Source organism: Pseudomonas sp. ML2-2023-3 (assembly GCF_037055275.1).
In the GTDB taxonomy this organism is placed as follows: Bacteria; Pseudomonadota; Gammaproteobacteria; order Pseudomonadales; family Pseudomonadaceae; genus Aquipseudomonas.
Genome location: NZ_CP146343.1, coordinates 2,675,941 through 2,700,751, shown reverse-complemented (window position 1 = coordinate 2,700,751; position 24,811 = coordinate 2,675,941). Strand labels below are relative to the sequence as shown.

Genomic DNA, 24,811 nt, shown 5'->3' with positions numbered 1-24,811 from the left:
TGTCACTCATTCACGGCGTGAGTTGGGTCTGAGTGACACAGGGGCGGTTAGCGCTTTTCGTTTCGGGCAGGCGCTTCTCCATCGGCTGATAGACCAGCCCGGCGAACTCACCCACATCCCCTGCGAGGCTGAATCCGTAGCTTTCGTAGGCGGTTACCGAAGACAGCGATGCACTGACGGTCACGGCTTCACCTCTGGCCTGCTCCAGTGCCGCGCTCATCAGGCGCATGCCGATGCCCCGACGCTGCCATCCCGGCGCGACAAACAGCATCGCCACGTGGCGTCCTTCCTTCAGCTCGATCAGCCCCGCTATCGCTCCATCAGCGACACAGACAAGCATCAGGTTGTCGCCCTCCATGCGGTCGGAAAACGCCTGCACTGCGGCCACCCTGGCGAAGGTTTCAACACCCTGTGCCGACAACGAAGGCGCAACTGCCAACATGAACGCGTCCAGGCACAGGGCGCTGACGCGAGGCAGGTCATCGTGGGTCAGTTTGCGTATCTGCATAGTTGCTCATCCGGGACAGTATCAACCTTGCTCTTGGGTTAACCCGCCCGCTCCAACGCTGAAAAAAGGCTTACATATTCCAGTGACAGTTTATGCCGCGGCGCCAGATGAATCATAGGCACGGACGCCTCATGGGATTCACGCATTTTGATGGTGCTGCTCAAGTAGTTGGGCAACACAGGCATGCCCTCGGCGATCAATTCGTCAATAAGCATCCGGTGCAAGCTGGCGCGCCCTACGAACTGGTTGACCACCACGCCCTCGACGACCAGCGACTCATTATGGTCCGCCTGAAGCTCGGCCACTTGAGCGATGACGCTGTAGAGCGCCTGCCGGGAAAATTTGTCGCAATCGAAAGGAATCAACACCCGGTCGGCGGCGATCAGCGCACTGTATGAATAGAAGTTGAGAGTCGGCGGCGTATCGATATAAATACGCTCGTAATCCTGCGAAAGCTCCACCAACAAGCGGCGCAGTTTGTTGACCTTGAATTTCGACTCGAGTTTTGACTGGAGCTCAGCAAGCTCACTGTTCGCGGTGACCAGATGCAGGTTGTCATAGTGCGTTTCAGTGATGGCGACTCGATTCTTTTTGCTGGCCGGGCCGCTGGAGAGGGTTTGCTTGAAAAAATCAGCGATCCCCACAGGGATATCATCACCTGCCAGCCCCGTCAGATACTGGGTGGCGTTAGCCTGATGATCGAGATCCACCAGAAGTGTGCGATAGCCTTCAGCAGCACTCACAGCGGCTAGATTGCAGGCAATGCTGGATTTCCCAACGCCCCCTTTCAGATTGAATACAGCTCGGCGCATGAGACAGATACCTTGAGAAAATCCTCCCCTGATAATAAGAATGAAATATTTCAGTAATGTTTCTGCGCGACAAAATGTTTCAAGTATAAGACAGGCATCGCCACGACTTCCGACCTCGGGGTTTGGCTTTCTGGTTTGTGTTTTTGAACTTTTTCAGGAGTGCTATACCTAATCGCTCGCTCAATATTTTTATCAACGTCATGGAGACACTCGCTAATGCTTACTGCAAAACTGCTGCGTCACACCTGTGCCCTAGCGCTGTTCAGCGCACCACTGGCAGTGACGGCCGCCCCAAGCACCGACCCTCTCTTCACCATCGGTTTACTGGGTTCCTACAGCACGTTCGAGTTCGAAGGCGGTAGCAAGTCCGACAAGGAACATTTGGCCCAGGGTGGCGTGTTCGCCAACTATGGCAACAAGATGACCGCCGAATCCGGCTTCATTTACCAGCTCGGTGGTGAAGTCAAATACAGCAAGAAAAATGACGACAAGCTCAAGGAAGCCCAGGCCGATCTCGACCTTGGCTGGCGCGCCGCGCTGGATGCGCGCAACTTCGTCGACGTGATTGTCGGCGGCGGTTACAACTGGACCCGTTTCGAGCCCGAAATCAACAATCTCGACACAAAGCTGACCCTTAAATCGCCATTTGCCAAGGTTGCACTGGGTTACAACCACCAGTTCGACACCTCGACCCTGCGCGCAGAAGTGGGTGTCCGCCGCTCGATCGATGGCCGCGCACGCCTGAAAGTCGACAACTTCGGCAGTGACAGCGTCGACATGAAAGACCGTACCAACCCGTACGCAGAAGTGTCGCTGCTGATGAACCAGAACGGTGACATGCCGATCAACGCGGGCGTGTACTACACCCGTACCGAGTACAAGATCGACGAAGATTCGCCGGTTGCCGACAACACCAAACTCAAGCGTGACGAGTTCGGCGTGAAGGTCGGTCTGGCGTTCTGATCCAACCCGGCAGGCCCCGTCGCTGACGGGGCCTGTACCAGCCGCAGCGCCCTCGCCGCTGTGTGCGTGACACCTTTTCGGACCGAGCATTCTTCCTGGTCAATGCGCCCAAAGACTTAACAGCATTCGCCTCGACCGACATAAGTAAGGATCACTATGTTCCGTAACGGTCAGATCATCACCTTCCCTGCCCTGGTCGCAACGGTATTGTTGCTTACCGGTTGCCCGCCTTCAGCCGAGTTCACACAGTGGCAACGCACTTCTACTTCCGTAGACGGCGTTAAAGCGGCCATGGCAGAGTGTGGGAACCCTGTAGGACGCTCATTGGACCGTTTACCGACAAACGAACGGGTGCTTCAATTCCAGTGCATGCAACGCCTGGGTTTTACGCGCAAAGACGGGTTTGAATTTTGTGAAGTCATGAGCGATGTTCCAGCCTGCGTGGAAGAAAGAAATGGTCATCCACTTGGCTTGTCCCAACTTGAAGCATTGCCGTTCGAAGCCGATGAAGGCTTTTATCCAATAAAACCCGATTCTGGCCGGTATGAAGACATGCAAGTCTCCTGGCGAAAAGCCGGCGCGTCACTCCACTTCTCGATGCAACACGCCAATAATCAGGAAGCACTACCCGTTATGTACGCCTGCGGATATCCGAAACCACTCGGGTCGAACCGTGAAGTTGCCAGCATCGGACGCACTGCCAAAGTGCAACGCTGCATGATTGATCACGGATTCGAACCGAAGGACAAAATGATGCTGGTGTGTCGGCCATATCCCACTGTGACGGGTTGTAAAAACAACGTTGAGAACAGTGGCTGATTTTATGATGCCTTCTATCCCGCCCCTTCTGGCTTGATCCGGATTATCCATTGGCGCGCTCAGCACCGGTGTCAGATTCAGTTGTTGCCATGGAGTCGACATATGCGTCCCTTACGAACAGGCCCGCACAAGGCGGGCCCGGGGGCATCACGTGATGATTGTCAAACAGGCATTCAAACGCTGGGTTTTAGAAAAAACTCACTGTCGAAGGCTTCAACAACAGGTATCGCAACACGCAATCGACGATGGCCCTCTTCGCTAAGTGAAACCAGGTTTGCGCGCTGGTCGTGCGGGTTTGTTTGCTTTTCAATAAGCCCGTCCTTTTCCAGACGAGAAATGATTTGCGAAATATGCATGCGATCCATGCCGGTAAAACTGGCAATGCCATGTTGAGTAATCGGCTCGCCCTCTCTTGTCAGCCAGCCACTTACAGCCAGGATGGCGAACTGTGGCTGGGTAAGACCCAAAGGTTTCAAGCGAGCGTTGAGTTGACGCTGCCAGTCTAAAAAGTCACGCCAAAGCCGGAATCCAGGGCTGTCGTTTGGTCCTGCAAAGACGGAACCACTCCAGCGCCCCTCGACACCATCCTGATTAGCACTCACGGGAACGTGCCTGGGCTTCACAAGACTTCTTGAGCCCCTGCATCGTGTTGGGCATCGATGCCTGGATTGATCTACCGACCAGGTATCGAAACAGAAAACTCAGCGGCCCGCAGAATTCAACCCAGTGGGTTGCGACAGTGCCCCCCTCCACTTCGGTAAGCAGGTGCCCGAATTCCATGCGGCATAAAGGCAAACGGCTTTGCACCGAAAACGACTTGCCCTCGGTCATTTCGACAATCTGAATGTTGGCCTTGGGTCCCACCTTTGGCTTAAGCCAGCCTTTGGCGCCCAACTCAAGACCGCCGGGCAAGCTTGCATTGCTCACCTCTGGGTCCCAATCGGCCCAGCCCGCCGCATCTTTATACAAACGGAACACTTGCGCGGGGGTCGATCTAATCTCAATAGACTCTTTGATTTCCATGGCCTTTGCCTTGCGTCAGTCACATTAGAATAATTGTAAATGCATTTACAATCAAACACCATAGGCCTTGATCTGGCATAGAGAACGCTGTCGAAATTCTCAAAGTTCAGTACAAAGCTGGACTGCATGCTCATCGCTGACCCGAGTACGATCAGCACACCCTTGCGGTACGAATAAGGCTCGACCAAAGAACAATGGGTCACGCGGACGCGAAGATGACCAAACACTATCAGGACGGGCACACAGGGAAAGGTATCGAGTACCTGGAGGTGGGAGCTGATTTGGCGTTCTGAGGTGGGGGGTTTTGCAAATCGAAGACAACAAAAAAGGGCCCACCTTTCGGTGAGCCCTTCTAGACCGCCCAGCAGAGCGGATTTTGTTTGGTAGGCGCGATTGGACTCGAACCAACGACCCCCACCATGTCAAGGTGGTGCTCTAACCAACTGAGCTACGTGCCTGCTGTGGGGTCGCATTCTATAGATTTGCGGAGGGGTGTCAACACCTTTTTTGCAGCTAACCCTATGAATAGTCGAATTTTTTATTTTTCCCGCAAAAAAGCTCATTCGCCAGTGGCTGGCGGGGGGATTTCAACTCAGGTAGCATCGGTTTCACTCGTAAAAAATATAAAACAGAGGCTGCAGAATGTCGAACACTCACTATCCCCAGTCCTACTATGCGGCTTCAGCTAATCCGACTCCTGAGCGCCCTGCCCTGCAGGGCGAGGTTGAGGTGGACGTCTGTGTAATCGGCGCCGGCTACACCGGGCTGTCGAGTGCGCTGTTTTTGCTGGAGGCCGGTTTCTCGGTCGCCGTGCTGGAGGCCGCGAAGGTGGGGTTCGGTGCCTCGGGGCGCAATGGCGGCCAGATCGTTAACAGCTACAGCCGCGATATCGATGTGATCGAGCGCACGGTGGGAGCCAAGCAGGCACAACTGCTGGGGAATATGGCCTTCGAAGGCAGCAAGATTATTCGTGAACGCGTGGCCAAGTATCAGATCCAGTGCGATTTGAAAGACGGCGGTGTGTTTGCTGCGATTACTGGCAAGCAGATGGGTCATCTGGAAGCTCAAAAGAAGCTCTGGGAACGCTATGGCAATACGTCCCTGGAACTGCTGGATCAGCGCCGGATTCGTGAAGTGGTTGCCTGCGACCAGTATCAGGGCGGGCTGCTGGACATGAGCGGCGGGCATATCCACCCGCTCAACCTGGCGCTGGGTGAAGCGGCCGCGGTCGAGTCCCTGGGCGGCAAGATTTACGAGCAGTCACCTGCGATTCGCATAGAGCGCGGCGCCAATCCTGTGGTGCATACGCCCCAAGGCAAGGTCCGGGCCAAGTTCATCATCGTTGCGGGCAATGCCTACCTGGGCAATCTGGTGCCCGAACTGGCGTCCAAATCCATGCCCTGCGGCACGCAGGTAATCACGACCGAGCCGCTGAGCGAAGAGCTGGCAAAAACGCTGCTGCCCCAGGACTACTGCGTCGAAGACTGCAATTACCTGCTCGACTACTATCGCCTGTCCGGTGACAAGCGCCTGATCTTTGGTGGTGGCGTGGTGTATGGCGCGCGGGACCCCGCCAATATCGAGGCGATTATCCGGCCAAAAATGCTCAAGGCCTTCCCGCAACTCAAGGACGTGAAAATTGATTACGCCTGGACGGGTAACTTCCTGCTGACGCTGTCGCGCCTGCCTCAGGTCGGCCGCATCGGTGACAACATTTATTACTCGCAAGGTTGCAGTGGCCACGGAGTGACGTATACCCACCTGGCCGGCAAGGTACTGGCCGAAGCCCTGCGCGGCCAGGCCGAGCGCTTTGACGCTTTTGCCGACTTGCCTCACTACCCGTTCCCCGGCGGGCAACTGCTGCGTACGCCGCTGACCGCTTTGGGTGCGTGGTACTACAGCCTGCGGGACAAGTTCGGCTTCTAACTAGTTGTGCGACCCCAGAGTCTTGATGGCCGTGGCCCCTGCCTGCTCCTGACCGGAGCGGGACAGGTCATTGGCCACTTTCAACCAGCGCGCCTTGTCTACATTGGCTGGCAATTGTGTCGGCGACAGGATCAACACTGCCCAGCCCCCGGCATCCTTCCAGGCTGACTCGAATGCCTTGAAGTCCATCACGCGTCGACGCTCCATGCCTGCCCGCAACAACACCGTACCCTTGGCGCGGTTGTAACCCACCAGCATTGCATAGCGCGGCTCTGACCAGAGCATTCCGTCGCTGAAGCGCACCATGACCGGATAACCGGCCGCTACTTGGGCCAATAACGCCGACAGGGATGTATCCAGCGGGTACACCATCAACCCGTAGCCAGCGGCCAGTTGTTCTATGTTGCCTTGCAACGACGCCTCGCCGCCCGGCAGTTTCAGCGGCTTGACCAAAAGGCCCGGGGTGATTCTGATCCGTTGCTCACCGAGCATCCCGGCCAGTGTCTGCGGAGCGCCTTGATTGGCGTTACCGCGAAAAAAGGGAACGCCATTGAGCTCGACGCGTTCCGGCAAACGCCGAAACTCGGGCGACTCGACACTGGCACACCCCGCCATCGCCAACACAAACACAAACACAAACAACGCTGCCAGCCACATTCGTGCTGATCTCAATCCAGTCACAGCCTGCATATTCCCTCGCCTTGAATGAACGCCAGACCGCAAGGCCTGCCACGGCCGTCGATCATAGGGCGCCAATAAGGCAAGGTATAGCCTTAAGCCACAGCCCAATCGACGTGATAGAGCAAATCGGTTAGTCCAGCACGACCTTCGGTCAATAGACTGCAACACTGCACAGACTAGACTGTCCCTTGCTTAGTGTGTGTTTGAGCCCGTAGGGGACAAAGGAGGCACTGATGAGCCCGATAATCACTATTTTCCTGCTGATCACAGGCTGGCTGGCCGTTGCCGGCGCCATGCTATGGGGCCTGATGCGCATCAGCCGCCATCACCATCCGCAGGTGCAGGCCAAACCGCAAGACACCCCTGAAAAACCGGTAACTGGCGCAGCAAGCGCACATTGACTCCACAAAAAAGCCGTCCACCCCATACAGGGTGGACGGCTTTTTAACAGCAATGTGCGTTTATTTCACCAGGGCTGCCTGACGTTTTTCCCGTACCCGCCGCGCCAGAATGTTAAGTGTCTCAACAGTGGCCGAGAACGCCATCGCCGCATACACGTAACCCTTGGGCACATGAGCACCGAAGCCTTCGGCGATCAGGGTCATGCCGATCATGATAAGGAAGGCCAGCGCCAGCATTACCACAGTCGGGTTGTCATTGATGAACTTGGCCAGGGGCTCCGAAGCCAGCAACATCACCATCACCGCCACCACCACTGCAATCACCATGATCGGCAAGTGCTCGGTCATGCCTACTGCGGTAATGATGCTGTCGATGGAGAACACCAGGTCCAGCATCAAAATCTGACCGATAGCCGCGGCAAAACCCAAGGTCACTTTCGATGACACGCTCTCGGTTTTTTCTTCCTCCTGCGGGGTCATGCTGTGATGGATTTCGCTGGTGGCTTTCCACACCAGGAACAGACCACCGGCAATCAGGATCATGTCCTTCCACGAGAAGGCCTTGCCCAACACTTCAAACACCGGCGTAGTCAGTTGAACGATGTAGGCAATGGTACCCAGCAAGCCCAGACGCAGAATCAACGCCATGCCGATACCGATACGACGGGCCTTGGTGCGGTACTGCTCAGGCAGTTTGTTGGTCAAAATCGAGATAAAGATCAGGTTATCGATGCCCAGCACGATTTCCATCACGATCAACGTGGCTAAAGCGACCCAGGCTGCGGGGCTGGCAGCCAGTTGTAAAAGATATTCCATAGGTGTGCTCGGACTCTGCAGTAAGACTGGTTAGATAGCTTTGGACGATTTTTCGTTTTCTTGCTCAGGCTTTTCTTTTTCAATCAGTCCACCCGTGGCATCGCTGAGCGCTTGCTCAGCAGCCTTGTGGGTGTCATCAATGGCCTGCTTGGCGGATTCAGCCGTTTTGCTCAACATCTGTTGCGCCGCTTTTTCTGCCTGATCGCAACCGGTCATGAGCAACAAGCCTGCCGACAACAGTAGTGCAACACCTGATTGTTTAATGTTCATGATCATTTTCCTCTCTAAATCGGCGGCCACCTGAGTGGCTTGCGCATGACGCGGGATTCTAGAGGGTTGAACACTTCAGGAAAATTCGTATTTATAAGCGCTATACTTCGATTTTTACGAAGTGTTGCAGCGCTGATGCTAAATTACCGTCAACTTCATTACTTCTGGGTCGTCGCCAAAACCGGCAGCATTGTTCGCGCCTGTGAGCAACTGAACCTCACCCCGCAGACCATCAGCGGGCAAATCAGCCTGCTGGAGGACACCTATGGCCTGCCATTGTTTCGACGGGTCGGGCGCCAACTGGAGCTGACCGAGACCGGCCGCCAGGTATTGCCCTATGCAGAACAGATCTTTCAGCTCGGCAGCGAACTGGAAAGCATGCTGCGCATGGCGCCTAAAGAGCAGCAGATTCTGTTTCGGGTAGGCGTGGCCGATGTGGTGCCCAAATCGATCGTGTATCGCCTGATCGCGCCGACCATGGAACTGGATGAGCCGATCCGTATCACCTGCCGCGAAGACAAACTTGATCGGCTGCTGGCAGACCTGGCCATTCAACGTCTCGATCTGGTTATTTCAGACAGCCCGATGCCCTCCCACCTGGACATCAAGGGTTTTAGCCAGAAACTGGGGGAATGCGGTATCAGCTTTTTTGCCACCCCGGCCCTTGCCAGAGATTACTCAGAGAACTTTCCCCATTGCCTGCAAGGCGCTCCGCTGCTGATTCCAGGACCCGAAACCGTGTTGCGAAGCCGCTTGTTGCGCTGGCTGGCCGAGCAGCAGATACAGCCGCGGATTGTCGGTGAATTCGATGACAGCGCGTTGATGCAGGCCTTTGGCCAGTCCGGAATTGGCGTATTTATTGCGCCGAGCGTGATTGCCCAGGAAGTGATACGCCAGTTTGACGTCGAGTTGATCGGCCACACCGAAGCCGTGACCGAATCGTTTTACGCCATCACCGTCGAGCGAAAAATCCGTCATCCTGGCATCGTTGCAATCACCGAGGGGGCCCGACGCGAATTGTTTACCCCGCGCTAGCGCACACGGGGCGCACCTTGGCGGTCATCAGCAACATGGCCAGCAGAATCGAGATCAAGATAAACCCGGCAGCCGCATACCCCAGGCTGCCCAGGCCATAGTTATCGATGACCCGCCCACCTACCATCGCGCCCAGGCCGATCCCCAGATTGGCCCCCGCAATATTCAGCGACGCGGCAAATGCCGGCGCATGGGGTGCAACTTTCATCAGGCGCACATGGCTGACCAAGAACATGGCCGCCTGCGTCACACCCCAGATACCCATCGCCGCCGCAAGGCCCAGGGTTGAATGAATGCTCGGCACCAGCGCCACCAGCCCGCCGATCATGAAGGCACAAAACACCATCGAGGCAATCAGCGGGTGGCGATCCACCATCCGTCCGCCCAACGAGTTGCCGAGCAGGCCTACGGCGCCAAAGCCCATCAGGCACCAGCCCACCAGCGTGCCGTCGAAACCTGCCAGACGCTCAAGGATATCGGCCAGATAGGTGTAGGCCGTGAACATGCCGCTGAACACCAGCACTGAGAGCACGATGTGACCCATCATGAGCGGGCTGCGCAGCAGGGCAAATTGCGATCGCAGGGTGACGCTTTCTTTTACGCCATGGGTAGCCGGCAAATACATCCACAGCAACAGCGCCTTGGCCAGTGCGACAACGGCCAGAATGCCGAAGGCACTGCGCCAGCCCCAGGCATCCGAGATCAGGGTGCCTACCGGGATGCCAAACACTGTCGCACAGACGATTCCGAACCCGATTTTGGCAATCGCCCGCCCGGCGTAATCCGGGCCTACGATGTCCACTGCCGTTTCGCTGGCCAGGGCCCAGAACACCGGCAAACCCAGTGCCGGTAACAGTCGCGCAAATGCCATCACCCAAATATTCGGCGCCAGTGCCGCCACGGTGTTGGCGAAGGCGAACATCAGCAAAATCGAGATAAACAGGCGTTTGCGCTCAAAGCGCGCGCAGTAAGCAGTCAAAAACGGGCCAAAGGCCGCAACCGTAAAGGCAAACAGGGTCACCAGCAAACCGGCCTGAGGCACGGTGACCTCAAGGTCGCGGGCAATCGAAGGCAGCAGGCCGACGATGACAAACTCGGTAGTAAGCACAGTAAAGCCGGCCGCAGACAGCAGCAGGATGGGCAACAGCATGAATAACTCCAGAGACAACGAGACCAGCGAAAGCCCGAAAGGCCCGCTGATTTGAAGAAAAGTGTGGGGATGCACAATGTTAACAGAATGATTCAACGTGAAGCCATGCTACTCCGGACACGTTCTATCTCTGATGTGGCAGATCGCCCCTACGTAGGAAAGCACCTACATCTCTATGATAAAGTTCGCCCCCCGCCGACTGCGTCGATCAGCCTGCCCGTTTGCCGCTGATCGCCCCACAGTTTTCAATGACTAGAGAACCCCTTATGACTGCCGCTCCACCCACCCTGCTGCAAAAGCTCAAGAGCACCAGCCTGGTCACTCAGATTGTCATCGGGCTGATTGCCGGTATTTTGCTGGCCTGGCTTGCGCCTTCCGCAGCCCTTTCGGTGGCCTTCATCGGCAAGGTGTTCGTCAGTGCCTTGAAAGCCGTGGCGCCTATCCTGGTGTTTGTGCTGGTCATGGCCTCGATTGCCAACCACAAGCACGGCCAGGAAACCCATATTCGCCCGATCCTTGTTTTGTACCTGTTCGGCACGTTTGCTGCCGCAGTCGTGGCCGTTATCGCCAGCATGATGTTCCCGTCGACTCTGGTTCTGGCCACTGAAAACATCGCCATTGCCGCCCCGGGCGGTATCAGCGAAGTGCTGCAAAGCCTGCTGTTGAGCGTGGTCGACAACCCGGTCAACGCGCTGGTCAATGCCAACTTTATCGGCATCCTGGCGTGGGCCATCGGCATGGGCATAGCCATTCGTCATGCTGGCGACACTACCCGCACCGTGCTTAACGACCTGTCCAACGGCGTCACCCTGATCGTGCGCGTGGTTATCCGTTTTGCACCGCTGGGGATTTTCGGCCTGGTGTCTGCCACCCTCGCCTCTTCAGGCTTCGGCGCATTGCTGGGCTACCTGCACCTGCTCACGGTACTGATGGGTTGCATGCTGTTTGTGGCGCTGGTGGTCAACCCGCTGATCGTGTTCTGGAAGCTGCGTCGCAATCCCTATCCGCTGGTGTTCCTGTGCCTGCGCGAAAGCGGGATTACCGCGTTTTTCACCCGCAGTTCGGCGGCCAACATTCCAGTGAACATGGCATTGAGTGAGCGCCTGGGCCTGCACGAAGACACCTATTCGGTATCGATCCCGCTGGGTGCCACCATCAATATGGCGGGCGCAGCGATCACCATCACCGTGTTGAGTCTGGCAGCCGTGCATACGCTGGGGATTGCGGTGGATATTCCGACAGCCATCCTGCTGAGCGTGGTGGCCGCCATTTGCGCCTGCGGCGCGTCGGGTGTGGCGGGAGGCTCGCTGCTGTTGATTCCGTTGGCGTGCAGCCTGTTCGGCATTCCGAGCGAGATTGCGATGCAAGTCGTGGCGGTGGGCTTCATCATCGGCATCCTGCAGGATTCGGCAGAAACCGCGCTCAACTCGTCCACTGACGTACTGTTTACGGCTGCGGCCTGCATGGCCAAGGAAGACTCAACCCTGCAGCAGGGCTGAGTCAATCAGCAAAACCTGTGGGAGCCGGGTTTGCCCCGCCTCCACAGGAGATTTGCTTAGAACGCGCCCATGTAATCGCGCTTGCCGATTTCAACGCCGTTGTGGCGCAGGATCGCGTAAGCAGTGGTCACATGGAAGAAGAACTGCGGCAGGCCGTAGGTCAGCAGATAAGCCTGGCCGGTGAAGCGTTTTTCTTTCGGCGTGCCCTGACGGGTGATGATTTCGATGCCTTCCTTGCCGTCGATTTGCTCGGGCTTGATCCCGTCAACAAAGGCCAGCACTTTGCTGATCAGCGCCTGCAGGTCAGCAAAGGTCACTTCGCTGTCGTCGTACTTCGGCAATTCGATTTCAGCCAGACGGCCCGAAACACCCTTGGTGAAATCAACGGCGATTTGAACCTGACGCACCAGCGGGAACATGTCCGGTGCAAGGCGCGCCTGCAAGAATACGCTCGGGTCGATGTTCTTGGCCGTTGCGTGAGCTTCAGCCTTGGTCAGAACACCGCTCAGGGCGTTGAGCATTTGTTTGAACACGGGAACGGAAGCGGCGTACAGAGAGATAGTCATGAAAGTCTCGACAGTCTGTGGGCGGGATTGGATGTGCGGCGATTATAGACACGCCAGAAGTCATCTGGTGTATCAAGATCAACCATCACCCACTCACTGGCGACTTCTACCGCCATGACCCTGTCACGGTACTGACGCAAGAGCCCCCACGCCCCTTCATCGCCTGCAGCTTCCCTGAGCCGCGACACACAGCCCGGCACCCAGAGCACGGGATTGCCGCGCTTTCCGTTGAAAACCGGCGCAAAACCCATAAACCCCCGGTTTGTCTCAAAGGCGTCAACCAACCGATCGATCACCCTGGCGCTGACTCCTGGCATGTCGGCCAGGCAAAAAAGCACGGCCTGCTGGCGGCTGACTGCCTGCGCCCCCGCACGCACCGACGCGCCAATCCCTTCAGCAAAGGCTGGATTGAGCACAAACTCCACAGGCAGGTCGCACAGCACCTGCCGAACGCATTCGGCTTCATGACCCACAACCACCAGCACCTTGTGGCAGCGGGACGCCAGTGCGGCCAGCACAACATGCCTGACCATTGGTTGACCCTCGATTGTCAGGAGCAATTTGTTCTGGGCACCCATCCTCCGACTCATGCCTGCCGCCAGTATCACCGCCACCACCGGAGTGCTCGTCAACCCGATCATTTGCGGCCGCCTCCTGCGACCTGCAACGACTCAGGCAACACAGTGAGATGAACCTGTGTGGCCTCATGAATCGTGGTCTTGCGGTGTTTCAACATCCCTCCCTGGCGCCGGTTCAGGCAGGCGCTGATTTCACTGACAATGGCCAGGGCAACACTCTCTGGTGTATCGCCGCCCAGATCCAGCCCCATGGGGTAATGAACGTTCGCCCCTGCGGACCCGGCCCCCATCTCGTGAAGCAGGCGCTCAGTGCGATCTTTAGGCCCCAACTGGCCGACATAAGCCGGCGCACAGGCCAGGACGTTTTTGAGCCAGTGCCTGTCCTGTCGATAGCTGTGGGTCATGATCACCACCGCCGCGCCGTCCACCACTGCCTGTAAATCGAACGCCTGATCGATGGGCGCGACCAGAACGTGCCTGGCACCGGGGAAACGCTCGGCGCGGGCGAAATTCGCCCGCCCGTCCACCACATGCACCTGCCAGTTCAACTCACTGGCAAAGCGCACCAACGGCTGGGCGTCGTTGCCTGCGCCAAAAATCACCAGCCGGCGCTGGGGCGCGATGTACTCAAGCAACACCTCAATGGCGCCCGTACCGCTGTCATAGATCATCCGCGACGACTTCTTGCACCCAAGGGTCGCGAGCAAATCCGCCTGAACCTTGCTTGCGAGGACCTCACAATGAAACCCCTCGCGAAGTTGCGACTGGGCGCTCAGCCCCAACCGGGCACCCATTTTGACCCGACGCCTGTCTTCTGCCGACAACACGGTCGCCAGCGCGGCGGGCTGACCGCTTGTGCGTACACCGTGCAGCAGTTGGTGCAACAACGATGGCTTGCCCGCTTCACAGCGTTCAAGCAGTACATGCACCGTGCCGTTGCAGCCCAGGCCAAATGTCAGCTCCGCGCCCTCTTCATCGAGGTCATCATCGTCCTGCGCCGCCGTGCTGTAGCAGCGAATCACCGGCTCCCCAGACTCGGTCAACCACCAGGCCTTCCTGACCAGCTCCTGCTCAAGGCACCCCCCGCTGACCGTACCCACGGCCTGGCCGAAACGCGGTATGAGCATCCTTGCACCGGGCCGCCGATAAGCCGAACCTTCTACCTTGACCACCGTGGCCAGCACCACATCGACATTGCCTCTGTCGGCCTCATCCAGCGCATCAAGCAAGCAATTCAAATCAGACATCACCGCCGCCCCCAGCCTTAATCAGTTAATTGCCGTACCATCGCCGCAGTTTCTTCGTTAAAAACAGCGCCACACGTCATCGTGGAGGACAACAGCGTGAACAAAAAAACCGGTGTCCGGGCCCACCAGGCCGACCAGACCAAAGCGCGCATTCTCAAGGCCGCCATTACCGTGTTCGCCCGAGACGGCTATGCCGGTGGGCGCATTGAGCAGATATCCAAAGAAGCCGAGTCCAACGACCGGATGATTTATTACTACTTTTCCAGCAAGGAAAATCTGTTTGTCCAGGTGCTGGAGCACACCTACGAGGCCTTCAACCAGGCCGAAAGCCTGCACCGCCCCGACGCATCCAGTCCGGTCGAGGCCTTGCGCCAACAGGTGGCGTTTTTCTGGAACTATTACGTTGCACACCCTGAATTCGTAGCCATCCTGACCATCGAAAACCTGCACAAAGGCAAACACGCCAGGCAATCCCACGAGATGGGGCGCCTGTCGGCGACCACTGTCGGCGTGATCCGGCCAATCATCGAGGAAGGCCAGCGCCAAGGGCTTTTTCGCAAGGACGTCGACATCAACCACGTTTATTTGATGATCGCCTCGCTGTGCTATTTCTATAATTCGAACCAACACACGCTCACCTCCTTCCTGGGTCAGGACCTCGCCGATAAAGGCCAGCAGCAAGACTGGCTGACGTTTATCAGCGATCTGGTCATACGCGGTGTCATGACCCTGCCGGGCGCTGCAACCGATCAATGAGTACCCGGGTTTGCCCGCACGTGCGCCACCTTCTGCTGCAACCCCTGCCAAGCAGGTTCGGCCGGGGCAAAGCGGTGGCGCAGGTACGCCGCCAACTCGCTGATCTGACGATTCGACAGGCTGTCCTTGAAGCCGGGCATGTAGCCAAGGTCTGCCGTGGCGGGCGTTGGGATGCCCTGCAAAATCACTTTCAGCAGGTTGTCAGGCAGCGCGCTGTGCACGTTGCTGTTACTGGCCAATGACGGGCTGACGCCAAACAGTTTTGGTCCCAGGCCGTCGGCATGGCAGGCCTGGCAAGCACCCTCGAAGACTCGCTGGCCATTGCTCAACGCCTGCGCGTCAATACGAGCTTCGACTTTTGGCTGCGGCTCGGGAGCGGCTTGCGCATCCGCACTCAGTGAGGCCAGGTACACCGCCATTGCCCGGCGGTCGGCATCAGGCAGCTTTGCCAACTCACTGACCACCGGCCCCATGGGCCCGGCCGCGACCCCATGGGCATCGGAGTAACCGGTACTCAGGTAGGTGAACAGCTGATTTTCGGTCCATGGCGTCGGCGCCTTGGACAAGCCATTGAGCGCCGGAGCCTCCCAGCCATCTACCATGCCCCCAGCCAGAAAGGACGCGCCGCCCTTCTGCGCGCCCATCAAGTTGCGCGGCGAATGGCAGGCAGCACAGTGTCCCAGGCCATTGACCAGATAAGAGCCGCGATTCCATTGAGCGCTGCGCTGCGGTTGCGCCTCGACTTCACCCGAGCGCAAAAAAATCGCATTCCAGCCCGCCATCAACGGCCGCATATTGAACGGGAACTGCATGTCGTTGGCTTTGGCCGGCTGGCTGACTGGCGCCTGCGACATCAGATAGGCATACAGCGCCTGCATGTCGGCATCGTCAATATTGCGAAAAGAGGTGTAAGGAAAGGCCGGGTACAGATGCTTGCCGTCACGGCTGATACCTTCGCGCATGGCACGCTCGAACGCCGTGTAAGACCACTTGCCGATACCGGTCTCGGGATCGGGAGTGATGTTGGTGCTGTACAGCGTGCCAAATGGCGTCTGCATCTCGAGCCCGCCCGCATTGGTCACGCCGCCCGGAGCTGTATGGCAGACCGCACAATCACCCACCGCCGCCAGCAACCGCCCGCGCTCCAGGGTAGCCGCCGACCAGGTACCCAATGCAGGAGGTGCGATAGGGGCGATTTCGGCACGCCATGGCAATGCCGTGGCGGCCATGCCGACCAATGCACCGAACCCGGCAACCAACGGCGCAAACCACCACTTTGAACGCTTGGGTTTTATCTCTTCGGGGGCTGGCCCCGCCGCCTCCTGTGAATGCTTGAGCGCCGCCAGCACCCGCTCCGGGGTAATCGGCAGTTCCCGGAATCGAATGCCGGTGGCATCAAAAATGGCATTGGCGATGGCAGCCGCACTGGGCACACCCGCCGACTCACCGGCCCCCATGGGGGGCTCGTGCTGACGCGGCATCATCAGCACATCAATTTTCGGCACCTGCTTGAACGTCAGAATTGGATACGCGCCCCACTCCTTGCTGCTCACGGTGGACTCTTCGAACGTGACGCGCTCCTTGAGTACGCGGCTGGTGGCCTGAATCACATTGCCGTGGATCTGATGCTGCACCCCGGCCGGGTTGACCATCATCCCTGCATCATGGCCGATCACCACCCGTGTTACCGAGACTTCACCACTGAGCCGATCCACCGCCACATCCGCGACCCACGCCGCCCATGCCGCCCCAAAGCCTGGGAACTTGCTATGGATATAGCGGGCGTAGGCAAAACCGCGGCCGCGCAGGATATTGTCCTGTTCCGGGGTTTGCATGGGCTCGGTACGCGCCACCCAATCGGCACGTGCGGCCGTAGCCCTGACCAGCTCCGAAGCCCGATCATCGTGCAAATAGCGCAAGCGGTATTCGACAGGATCCACCTTTGCGGCGAAAGCCAACTCATCGATATACGACTCGTGGGCAAAGGTATTGGGCAACGCCGACACACCGCGCATCCACGACGCTCGCACGATCGGCGACATGTCGTTGATCGTGACGCGCATGTGCTCGAAATCATAAGGCGGGATCGAAGTCCGATCTCCCATCTCGAACATCGCCGCCACAGGTTCAACACGCCCCGTCAGGAGCAAGGCAAGGGTCGGCGCACCGTTCGAGGGGTAACTGGTTTGAAAGTCATAACCGGCCACACCGCCGTCGGCATTGATCCCGCCGTCCACTTCCATCAACTGCGCCGAGCCCTTGGGCTCCCACACGTGCTCCTGCTCGCGGGTCAGTTGCACGCGTACCGGCAGGCCCACGGCCCGGGACAACAGCAACGCATCGGCGCACACATCATCCGCGCAATTGCGCCCATAACACCCCGCCGCCTCCATCCGAATAATCTCAATGCGCTCTTCGGGATACTCCAGTAACCAGGCCAGGTCCGCGCGCAGCAAATGAGGGTTTTGCGTGCCAGACCACACCCGTATCTGCTCTGGCTGATAATCCGCCAGACCACAGGAGGGACCAATGGAGCCGTGGATCTGATAGGGCCACAGATAGGTGCGAGGCATGCGTTCACTGGCCTGCGCCAATGCCTGTTCGACATTGCCCTTGTCCAGCACCACACGCTGCACCCGAGGATTGTCGCGGATCGCCTGCTCTACATCATCCATGTCGGGGAGCTTTTGATTCCAGGCTTTCCAGGTGACTTTCAGCATCTGGGCAGCCTTCACGGCCTGCTCTTCACGCAGGGCGACCACGCCCACGAAGTCGCGGATCACCACCACTTTGACGATGCCCGGAATATGCGCGATGGACGACTCGTCCACCTCCAGCAGGCTGTTGCCGACAAACTCGCCACTGTCCAGCCCGGCATAGGGCGGGCGGATCACCCGGCCATGCAGCATGTCCGGCAGGCGCATGTCATGCACATAGATCAGCTCGCCCGTGGCTTTGGCGGGGATATCCACCCGGGCCGAGGCCTTGCCTACCAGTCGATAGTCTTGCACCGCCTTGAGAGGCGCATCACCGGAAATACTCAGCACATGACGCTCGCTCCCGACCAGACTGGCAAATGAAAGCTGGCGTCCGTCGGCACTTTTGACCATGCCACGTTCGGTTTGCAAAGCCGCCGCCTCAACCCCCAGTTGCTGTGCGGCCCGGGCCAGTAAAAAACGCCGTGCTTCAGCGGCTGCGTTGCGCAAAGGGATTGCCGTGATCTGAATGGTGGCACTGGCAATGGTTGCGCCCTGATTCGGTGCACTGTCGGTATCCCCCAGCACCATGCACACCTGCTCCAGTGCCAGATCCAGCTCTTCGGCCACGATCTGCGCCAATGAGGTACGAATCCCCGTGCCCAAGTCCACATGGCCGTTAAACCCATATACCTGGCCGTCATCGTTTACCGCAATAAACAGACCCAGCTCCTTGGGCTTGACCACCGGCACACCGCCCTTGGCCACCGGACCCGAGGGGGGCTGGATCTGATCGACGATCAGCAAAACGCCAGACTTGGCCAACAACTGATCACGGGTGAGCGTGGTAAGGGTCATAGTCATCAATCCGTTCAGGGCTTTGGACGGGCGGCAAGCATGACCGCACGCATAATTTCGATATGGGTGCCGCAGCGACAGAGGTTGGCTGACAGTTCGTTTCGAATCTGTTCTTCGCTGGGGTGCGGGTTGCGATCAAGCAATGCCTTGGCAGTCATGATCATGCCGTTCATGCAGTAACCGCATTGCGCCGCCTGCTCATCAATGAACGCCTGCTGGACCCGGTGCGGATGCTCAAGGGTGCCGATACCCTCAAGGGTGGTGATGCTGCGCCCCTGCGCGCCAGCCAGTGGGAAAACACAGGAGCGGGCAGCTACCCCGTCAATGATCACCGTGCACGCCCCGCACTCGCCCAGGCCACAGCCGTACTTCGGGCCGTTCAGCTGCAAATCGTTGCGCAGTACCAGCAGCAAGGGCGTATCGGCCATTGCAGTGACCTCAACCCGCTGCCCGTTGACTTCAAGTGTTACCGTTTTGACAGGCGCGAGGGTTTGATCGCTCATGCAAGGCTTCCCCAGGTAGCAACGTCCGCACTGTTTGAGCGGATCTTATTAAGTGTTTACTTCATGAAAAGCGCGTCCCAAAGGCCTGCATATCCAGAGCCTCTGTTACCGCGAATTTGATGAAGTAACTACTTCACCAAATAAAGGCAAGAACAATGCCAAAGGGCATAAATGGTTTAATCGGCTCTCTCATCGACCATTTTGTGCAGTAGATACAGCATCGCTACCCGTTCGGCCGGATTGAGCCTGCTCATGGTCAACTCGCTCACTTGAGCAGCATGGGGCTGGGTTTCGCGCACCAGTTGCTCACCCGCCTCGGTGAGGCTGACGATGACCTTGCGCTTGTCCTGTTGCGCAGGCTTGAGAGCAATCAGGTCGCGAGCCTGAAGGCGCTCGACAATCCCGCGAATGGTCGCCTGATCCACTGCCGTGGCCTTGATCAGCTCGCTCAAGGAGCTGGGCCCATGATCATGCACCGCGCACAGGGTAATGAACTGTACGGCGGTCAATTGCGAGTTGCCGATGTTCTGCTGAAAAATAGCCATGTTGCGCTGGTAAGCCTTGCGCAACAAATGACCTACCTGCTGGGAAAAGTCATAAGTCACAGGATTGCCTGATTGCTTGTCTGTCGTATCCGGCACAGCGGCCTCTATCAAGTGAAGGGTGAGTGGTGAGTGGTGAGTGGTGAGATGACCTTAACCTGCGCGAGCCACTCTGTCGCCAACCCCTGTGGGGGCTGGCCTGCTAGCGAAGGGCATTAACGATCACCCGTGGTTTGGATAATCGCGGCGCGCTTGTGCGGCTTCTACTGGGGTGCAACCACCACCCCGCCCGTGACCACCGCCAGGTCATCCAGATAAATATCACAATGGCGCAGCGGGATATCCAGGTGACATGGCGTCTTGCGCGTGCCCCCGACCTCGGTGTTGGGCCCGGTGGAAAACAGGAAGTTACCCTCGAACGCCCGGGCATCCATGCACATTCCGTCGTTTTTGTCGTGCAGGCCCATGGCAGTCCATTGGGCACGCGGCTGCAGCCCCCAACCAATATGGGAAATGCCGTACACCTCAGGATCGTTGAAGTACTTCAGGTAATCGCGCAGGTATGCGGCCTCAAAGCCGCCATGAATCGAGGTAATGAAGCCCTGATCGATTTCCAGGGTGATCTGTTCGCGCGAGTAGTTCTTGAATGGCAGGACGATATCACCCACATCGATCACCAATACACCCTGCGCCGTCTCTTCATTGGGCCACGAGAACAGAAAACCGCTTGGCCAATGATCCCAACGCCCCGGCTCATCGGCAAACCCATACTCGGTTACCGCCGGATACTGCCCCAGCTGCGCCTTGAAATCACTGCCGGCTCTGGATTTGACATGAATGGAGCGCGCCTGTTTAAGCAGTTTTTCTGCCGCCATCACCCGCTCTTTGTCCGCCAGAGTGGGCAGCATGCGCGCCAGCACCTCAGGCGGCTCAACCGCCAGCAGAATGCGCGTGCCGGTCTTGAGGATCTGCTCCTGCTCGGGGGAATGCAGCAACATCATGGTGTCGACCACCAGATCTGCAGCCTCCAGCGCCCGTTGCGCCGCGATATTGCCCGTGAGCGCGGTGTCCCCGCAGTAAGCCGTCATGTCATTGCCCATCGCCATCGGATGGTTGAACGAGGGCAACTCCACTGCATACACCTTCGCACCCAGGCGCTGAGCCGCTTCCATCGCCGCCCTCACCGTGCGCGGGTTGGAGTAGTGACTTTTCAACACTGCGACGCTTTGGGTCGCATCCACTTTTGACAGTTTCAACACGTGCTCAAACATCTGAGTCAGTTCGCAGTCGCTTACCGGCATTTGGGGTTCCTCTCAATTGACTCGCTGAATGTGTTGAGTGCATCACCCCCTGCCCTTGCAGTCAGCGTTGCATCCCACGGCTCAATTTAAAGCGTACACACTATTTAGAGCTGATAGCTCATTATTTTCACACTTGATTCGAAAAAATAAATCGCCGTTACATACTCACACAACCCAAGCAAACAGTAGTTACCAGCCGTTACACCAACTCCATTCAGGCTGTTTTTATTTTCAGAGGGCTCTATGCAAATCAAAAATAAATAGCGTATACACTGTAAATGACTGGCAATCACAAACCCGACTCTTGCCAGCAACACCCTAAAAAAAGGAAGCCTTGCATGCCCATAAAACAAAAAATCGCCATTGTCGGTGCAGGTCTGGGAGGTGCTGCGGCAGCAACGCTGCTGCAAAAAGCCGGATTCCAGGTCGATATTTATGAGCAGGCCCCCGCGTTTTCCCGCATTGGCGCGGGCATCCACATGGGGCCGAACATCATGAAAATCTTCCGCCGCATGGGCATCGAACAGAAGTTAAGCGACATGGGCTCGCACCCTGACTTCTGGTTCAGCCGTGATGGCGCCAGCGGTGACTATCTTTCTCGCATCCCCCTCGGTGAATTTGCCCGCAAGGAATACGGCGCCGCCTACATCACGGTTCACCGTGGCGACTTGCATGCACTGCAAATGTCGACCATCGCGCCGGGCACCACCCACTTCAACAAATGCCTGACTCGCCTTGAAGAAACCGACAACCTGGTGCGCCTGCACTTCAGCGACGGCACCAGCACCGAGGCCGATATCGTCATTGGCGCCGATGGCATCAACTCAAAAATCCGTGAAGAATTGCTTGGCGCAGAAAAGCCGCTATACAGCGGCTGGGTGGCCCACCGCGCGCTGATCCGCAGCGAAACACTGGCCAAATACAACCTGAACTTCGAGAACTGCGTGAAGTGGTGGAGCGAAGATCGCCACATGATGGTCTACCACACCACTGCCAAGCGCGATGAGTACTACTACGTCACAGGCGTGCCGCATGCGGCCTGGGATTTTCAGGGCAGTTTTGTCGACAGCAGCCGCGAAGAAATGCGTGAAGCGTTCGCCGACTACAACCCGACTGTCCAGGCACTGATCGAGTCCAGTGAAAGCGTCAGTAAATGGCCCCTGCTCAATCGCAACCCGCTCCCTCTCTGGAGCCGTGGCCGCCTGGTATTGCTCGGCGACGCCTGCCACCCCATGAAACCGCACATGGCCCAAGGCGCCGGCATGGCAATTGAAGACGCTGCCATGCTGACCCGCTGCCTGCAAGAAACCGGTCTGAGCGATTACCGCACCGCTTTCGAACTGTACGAAGCCAATCGCAAGGATCGCGCCTCACGGGTACAGGCGGTGTCCAATGCCAACACCTGGCTGCGTACCCAGGAAGATCCGGCCTGGGTTTATGGCTACGACATCTACAGCCACTCACTTGAATCGGAAGCCCTGGCATGAGCACCTTTATCCACGGCGCCAATGTCCAGGCCAACGGCATACGCCAGCATTACCTGCGCTACGGCGGGCAGGACAACGGTACAAAACCGGTTCTCTTGCTGATTCCCGGCATCACCAGCCCGGCCATTACCTGGGGCTTCGTGGCCGAACGGCTGGGTGAACATTTCGACACGTACGTACTCGATGCCCGGGGGCGCGGCCTTTCTTCCAGCGGCACCGGCCTGGACTACGGCACCGACGCCTGCGCTGATGACATCGCCGCCTTTGCCCGGGCAATGGGCTTTACCCACTACCACCTCGCCGGCCACTCCATGGGTGCGCGCTTTGCCGTACGCAGCGCGGCACGCAACCCGGCCGGGCTGCTAAGCCTGGTACTGATCGACCCGCCTGTCTCCGGCCCCGGTCGACGCGAATACCCAAGCAAGCTGGCGTGGTACGTGGACTCGATCCGCCAGGCCGTGACCGGGATGGATGCACAGGCCATGCGTGCCTTTTGCCCGACCTGGACCCTGGAGCAACTGCAACTGCGCGCCGAGTGGCTGCACACCTGTCATGAGCCCGCCATCGTTCGCGCTTTTAACGACTTCCATGACGTCGACTTCCATCAGGACCTGCCGAAACTGGCGGTGCCCACCCTGCTGATGGTCGCCGGACGAGGTGGCGTGATCCTGGATGAGGACGAAGCAGAAATCCTCGACCTCAACCCTGCCATCAACATTGCTCGTGTCGAGAACGCTGGCCACATGATCCCGTGGGACGACCTTGAGGGTTTCCTCGCCACCTTTGGCGAGTTTTATGACCACCCCCCGACCCGCACTCAGCGCACCGTTTAAGGAGACATCCCGTGATCAAGCCTTACCGTATCGGCCAGATTGTGCCGAGTTCCAACACCACCATGGAAACCGAGATCCCGGCGATGCTGACCGCACGCCAGTTGATCCGCCCGGAACGCTTTACCTTTCACTCCAGCCGCATGCGCATGAAACAGGTGCGCAAAGAAGAACTGGCAGCCATGGACGGCGAATCCGACCGCTGCGCGATCGAACTGTCCGACGCCAGGGTCGACGTTCTGGGTTACGCCTGCCTGGTGGCAATCATGGCCATGGGACTGGGCTACCACCGAAAATCCGAGCAACGCCTGACCCTGGCTACTGCCGAGAATGACGGAAACGCCCCGGTCATTACCAGCGCCGGCGCCTTGATCGACGGCCTCAAGGTAATGGGTGCGAAAAAAATCGCTATCGTCGCGCCTTACATGAAACCACTGACCGAACTCGTGGTGGATTACATCCGCGCAGAAGGCTTTGAGGTGGTGGACTGGCGCGCCCTGGAAATCCCCGACAACCTGGAAGTGGCCCGCCACGACCCGGCCAACTTGCCCGCCATTGTCAGCAGCATGAACCTTGAAGGCGTGGACGTGATCGTGCTGTCGGCCTGCGTGCAGATGCAATCACTGCCCGTGGTTGCCCAGGTTGAAGCGCAAACCGGCAAGCCGGTGCTCACCGCCGCCATTGCCACCACCTACGCCATGCTCAAGGCCCTCAACCTTGAGCCCATCGTGCCGGGTGCCGGGGCTCTGCTGTCCGGCGCATACAAATAGGAGCGGGTCATGACCGAGCACCACAATGAACAGCAAAGCGCAGACGCCAACTATCAAGGTGTATGGGGCCATCGCATAGGCTTTGGTAAAAAGCCTGCGCTGCTGATGATCGACTTCATGCAAGGCTACACACAAAAAGATGCGCCGCTGTTCGCACCCGGCGTCGTCAGCGCTGTGGCCGAAAGCGTCGAACTGCTAACCTGCGCGCGCAAAAATGCAGTGCTGGTGGTGCATACCAATATTCGCTACCACCCCGGTCACTTTCTTGACGGCGGCATCTGGGTAAAAAAGGCCCCGGTCATGCAGGACATGGTGGAGGGCAACCCGCTGGCCGCCTTCTGCGAAGAGGTGCTGCCAACCCCGGATGAAGTCGTCATCAGCAAGCAGTACGCCAGCTCGTTTTTCGGCACCAGCCTTGCATCACTGTTGCGTGCCCAGGGCATCGACACTGTGGTTCTGGCAGGTTGTTCGACCAGCGGGTGTATCCGGGCAACGGCGGTGGATGCAGTGCAGCACGGCTTTCGAACCATCGTGGTGCGCGAATGTGTCGGTGATCGCCACAGCGCCCCCCACGAGGCCAACCTGTTTGATATCGACAGTAAATATGGCGACGTCGTCAGCAAGCAGGAGGCCATGAATCACTTCACCAAAACTGTTTAGGCAACAACTGGCAGACAGGGATATCTGCCATAGAACCAGGCCGTAGAGCACTGGTCACCATTACTGAGCAAGGGCCCTCACCAGGCCTGCCCAGTCTTCTGACACTGCCTTTGG

26 protein-coding genes and 1 tRNA gene are annotated in these 24,811 nt (G+C 58.0%); 11 read left to right on the top strand and 16 right to left on the bottom strand.

Annotated elements, in window-relative coordinates; translation table 11 throughout:
- Positions 1 to 10 precede the first annotated feature (10 nt).
- Both V6P94_RS12600 and V6P94_RS12595 read right to left on the bottom strand, forming a co-directional pair.
- Positions 11 to 508: a GNAT family N-acetyltransferase gene (locus V6P94_RS12600; RefSeq protein ID WP_133077242.1), complete on the bottom strand. Its 498-nt coding sequence runs from the start codon at positions 506 to 508 to the stop codon at positions 11 to 13.
- A 38-nt stretch (positions 509 to 546) separates the two neighbouring features.
- The gene (locus V6P94_RS12595; protein ID WP_133077241.1) at positions 547 to 1,320 is read right to left on the bottom strand and encodes a ParA family protein; all 774 of its coding nucleotides are present in this window, start codon (positions 1,318 to 1,320) and stop codon (positions 547 to 549) included.
- 216 nt (positions 1,321 to 1,536) lie between these two features.
- Here V6P94_RS12595 and V6P94_RS12590 point away from each other — a divergent pair, with 216 nt between their 5' ends.
- Both V6P94_RS12590 and V6P94_RS12585 read left to right on the top strand, forming a co-directional pair.
- On the top strand, positions 1,537 to 2,283 hold the full coding sequence (locus V6P94_RS12590) for an outer membrane beta-barrel protein (protein WP_133077240.1): 747 nt from the start codon (positions 1,537 to 1,539) through the stop codon (positions 2,281 to 2,283).
- A gap of 156 nt (positions 2,284 to 2,439) precedes the next feature.
- Entirely contained in the window at positions 2,440 to 3,102 is a 663-nt protein-coding gene (locus V6P94_RS12585; protein ID WP_133077239.1) for a hypothetical protein, read from the top strand.
- Between the two features lie 173 nt (positions 3,103 to 3,275).
- Here the strand turns inward: V6P94_RS12585 and V6P94_RS12580 are convergent, their stop codons facing one another.
- The 3 genes from V6P94_RS12580 to V6P94_RS12570 form a co-directional block, all read right to left on the bottom strand.
- A complete protein-coding gene (locus V6P94_RS12580; protein WP_133077238.1) occupies positions 3,276 to 3,704 on the bottom strand; it encodes a MarR family winged helix-turn-helix transcriptional regulator in 429 nt (142 codons plus the stop codon).
- Positions 3,694 to 4,125: an SRPBCC family protein gene (locus V6P94_RS12575; protein ID WP_133077237.1), complete on the bottom strand. Its 432-nt coding sequence runs from the start codon at positions 4,123 to 4,125 to the stop codon at positions 3,694 to 3,696. Before V6P94_RS12575 ends, V6P94_RS12580 begins: the two co-directional genes overlap by 11 nt.
- 381 nt (positions 4,126 to 4,506) lie before the next feature.
- Positions 4,507 to 4,583 (bottom strand) — tRNA-Val (locus tag V6P94_RS12570).
- A 184-nt stretch (positions 4,584 to 4,767) separates the two neighbouring features.
- Between V6P94_RS12570 and V6P94_RS12565 the strand changes: the two genes are divergently transcribed.
- Positions 4,768 to 6,051, top strand: coding sequence for an FAD-binding oxidoreductase (locus tag V6P94_RS12565; RefSeq protein ID WP_133077231.1), 1,284 nt, complete (start codon positions 4,768 to 4,770; stop codon positions 6,049 to 6,051).
- Here the strand turns inward: V6P94_RS12565 and V6P94_RS12560 are convergent, their stop codons facing one another.
- Positions 6,052 to 6,741 (bottom strand): peptidase C39 family protein, encoded by a 690-nt coding sequence (locus V6P94_RS12560; protein WP_405046671.1) that lies wholly within the window; start codon positions 6,739 to 6,741, stop codon positions 6,052 to 6,054.
- Positions 6,742 to 6,965: 224 nt separating this feature from the next.
- Here V6P94_RS12560 and V6P94_RS12555 point away from each other — a divergent pair, with 224 nt between their 5' ends.
- Complete coding sequence (locus tag V6P94_RS12555) at positions 6,966 to 7,133, top strand: hypothetical protein (RefSeq protein ID WP_219261487.1); 168 nt, start codon at positions 6,966 to 6,968, stop codon at positions 7,131 to 7,133.
- A gap of 60 nt (positions 7,134 to 7,193) precedes the next feature.
- Here V6P94_RS12555 and V6P94_RS12550 read toward each other — a convergent pair whose 3' ends face one another.
- Complete coding sequence (locus tag V6P94_RS12550) at positions 7,194 to 7,949, bottom strand: TerC family protein (RefSeq protein WP_133077229.1); 756 nt, start codon at positions 7,947 to 7,949, stop codon at positions 7,194 to 7,196.
- Between the two features lie 30 nt (positions 7,950 to 7,979).
- Positions 7,980 to 8,219: a hypothetical protein gene (locus tag V6P94_RS12545; protein ID WP_133077252.1), complete on the bottom strand. Its 240-nt coding sequence runs from the start codon at positions 8,217 to 8,219 to the stop codon at positions 7,980 to 7,982.
- Positions 8,220 to 8,354: 135 nt separating this feature from the next.
- Between V6P94_RS12545 and nhaR the strand changes: the two genes are divergently transcribed.
- On the top strand, positions 8,355 to 9,254 hold the full coding sequence (gene nhaR / locus V6P94_RS12540) for a transcriptional activator NhaR (RefSeq protein ID WP_133077228.1): 900 nt from the start codon (positions 8,355 to 8,357) through the stop codon (positions 9,252 to 9,254).
- Here the strand turns inward: nhaR and V6P94_RS12535 are convergent.
- A complete protein-coding gene (locus tag V6P94_RS12535) occupies positions 9,241 to 10,404 on the bottom strand; it encodes an MFS transporter (protein WP_133077227.1) in 1,164 nt (387 codons plus the stop codon). The genes nhaR and V6P94_RS12535 overlap by 14 nt on opposite strands.
- Positions 10,405 to 10,670: 266 nt before the next feature.
- Between V6P94_RS12535 and sstT the strand changes: the two genes are divergently transcribed.
- Entirely contained in the window at positions 10,671 to 11,903 is a 1,233-nt protein-coding gene (gene sstT, locus V6P94_RS12530) for a serine/threonine transporter SstT (protein WP_133077226.1), read from the top strand.
- A gap of 56 nt (positions 11,904 to 11,959) precedes the next feature.
- Here the strand turns inward: sstT and V6P94_RS12525 are convergent, their stop codons facing one another.
- Genes V6P94_RS12525 through V6P94_RS12515 form a run of 3 tightly spaced genes read right to left on the bottom strand, consistent with a single transcriptional unit; the run spans position 11,960 to position 14,294 of the window.
- On the bottom strand, positions 11,960 to 12,469 hold the full coding sequence (locus tag V6P94_RS12525; protein ID WP_133077225.1) for a DUF1993 family protein: 510 nt from the start codon (positions 12,467 to 12,469) through the stop codon (positions 11,960 to 11,962).
- Positions 12,466 to 13,110 carry an NTP transferase domain-containing protein gene (locus V6P94_RS12520; RefSeq protein ID WP_133077224.1) on the bottom strand — a complete coding sequence of 215 codons (645 nt, stop codon included), beginning with the start codon at positions 13,108 to 13,110 and terminating at the stop codon, positions 12,466 to 12,468. The genes V6P94_RS12525 and V6P94_RS12520 overlap by 4 nt, the downstream gene beginning before the upstream one ends.
- On the bottom strand, positions 13,107 to 14,294 hold the full coding sequence (locus tag V6P94_RS12515) for an XdhC family protein (protein ID WP_133077223.1): 1,188 nt from the start codon (positions 14,292 to 14,294) through the stop codon (positions 13,107 to 13,109). The genes V6P94_RS12520 and V6P94_RS12515 overlap by 4 nt, the downstream gene beginning before the upstream one ends.
- 96 nt (positions 14,295 to 14,390) lie before the next feature.
- Here V6P94_RS12515 and V6P94_RS12510 point away from each other — a divergent pair, with 96 nt between their 5' ends.
- A complete protein-coding gene (locus V6P94_RS12510) occupies positions 14,391 to 15,050 on the top strand; it encodes a TetR/AcrR family transcriptional regulator (protein WP_338646720.1) in 660 nt (219 codons plus the stop codon).
- On the opposite strand, the gene V6P94_RS12505 is transcribed toward V6P94_RS12510, so the two are convergent.
- The 4 genes from V6P94_RS12505 to V6P94_RS12490 all read right to left on the bottom strand — a co-directional run bounded on the left by V6P94_RS12505 (position 15,044) and on the right by V6P94_RS12490 (position 20,950).
- Positions 15,044 to 18,604, bottom strand: coding sequence for a molybdopterin cofactor-binding domain-containing protein (locus tag V6P94_RS12505; protein WP_133077221.1), 3,561 nt, complete (start codon positions 18,602 to 18,604; stop codon positions 15,044 to 15,046). The genes V6P94_RS12510 and V6P94_RS12505 overlap by 7 nt on opposite strands.
- A 14-nt stretch (positions 18,605 to 18,618) precedes the next feature.
- Positions 18,619 to 19,107 (bottom strand): (2Fe-2S)-binding protein, encoded by a 489-nt coding sequence (locus V6P94_RS12500; RefSeq protein WP_133077220.1) that lies wholly within the window; start codon positions 19,105 to 19,107, stop codon positions 18,619 to 18,621.
- A gap of 176 nt (positions 19,108 to 19,283) precedes the next feature.
- Positions 19,284 to 19,748 (bottom strand): MarR family winged helix-turn-helix transcriptional regulator, encoded by a 465-nt coding sequence (locus V6P94_RS12495; protein WP_133077219.1) that lies wholly within the window; start codon positions 19,746 to 19,748, stop codon positions 19,284 to 19,286.
- A 164-nt stretch (positions 19,749 to 19,912) separates the two neighbouring features.
- Positions 19,913 to 20,950, bottom strand: coding sequence for a 2,5-dihydroxypyridine 5,6-dioxygenase (locus V6P94_RS12490; RefSeq protein WP_133077218.1), 1,038 nt, complete (start codon positions 20,948 to 20,950; stop codon positions 19,913 to 19,915).
- A gap of 338 nt (positions 20,951 to 21,288) precedes the next feature.
- On the opposite strand from V6P94_RS12490, the gene V6P94_RS12485 reads away from it, so the two are divergent.
- The 4 genes from V6P94_RS12485 to V6P94_RS12470 are packed head-to-tail and all read left to right on the top strand — an operon-like array spanning position 21,289 to position 24,697.
- Positions 21,289 to 22,437 carry an FAD-dependent monooxygenase gene (locus tag V6P94_RS12485; RefSeq protein WP_133077217.1) on the top strand — a complete coding sequence of 383 codons (1,149 nt, stop codon included), beginning with the start codon at positions 21,289 to 21,291 and terminating at the stop codon, positions 22,435 to 22,437.
- Positions 22,434 to 23,270 carry an alpha/beta fold hydrolase gene (locus V6P94_RS12480; RefSeq protein ID WP_133077216.1) on the top strand — a complete coding sequence of 279 codons (837 nt, stop codon included), beginning with the start codon at positions 22,434 to 22,436 and terminating at the stop codon, positions 23,268 to 23,270. The genes V6P94_RS12485 and V6P94_RS12480 overlap by 4 nt, the downstream gene beginning before the upstream one ends.
- Positions 23,271 to 23,281: 11 nt before the next feature.
- The gene (locus V6P94_RS12475; protein WP_133077215.1) at positions 23,282 to 24,037 is read left to right on the top strand and encodes an Asp/Glu racemase; all 756 of its coding nucleotides are present in this window, start codon (positions 23,282 to 23,284) and stop codon (positions 24,035 to 24,037) included.
- 9 nt (positions 24,038 to 24,046) lie between these two features.
- On the top strand, positions 24,047 to 24,697 hold the full coding sequence (locus V6P94_RS12470) for an N-carbamoylsarcosine amidohydrolase (protein WP_133077214.1): 651 nt from the start codon (positions 24,047 to 24,049) through the stop codon (positions 24,695 to 24,697).
- Positions 24,698 to 24,811: the final 114 nt, after the last annotated feature.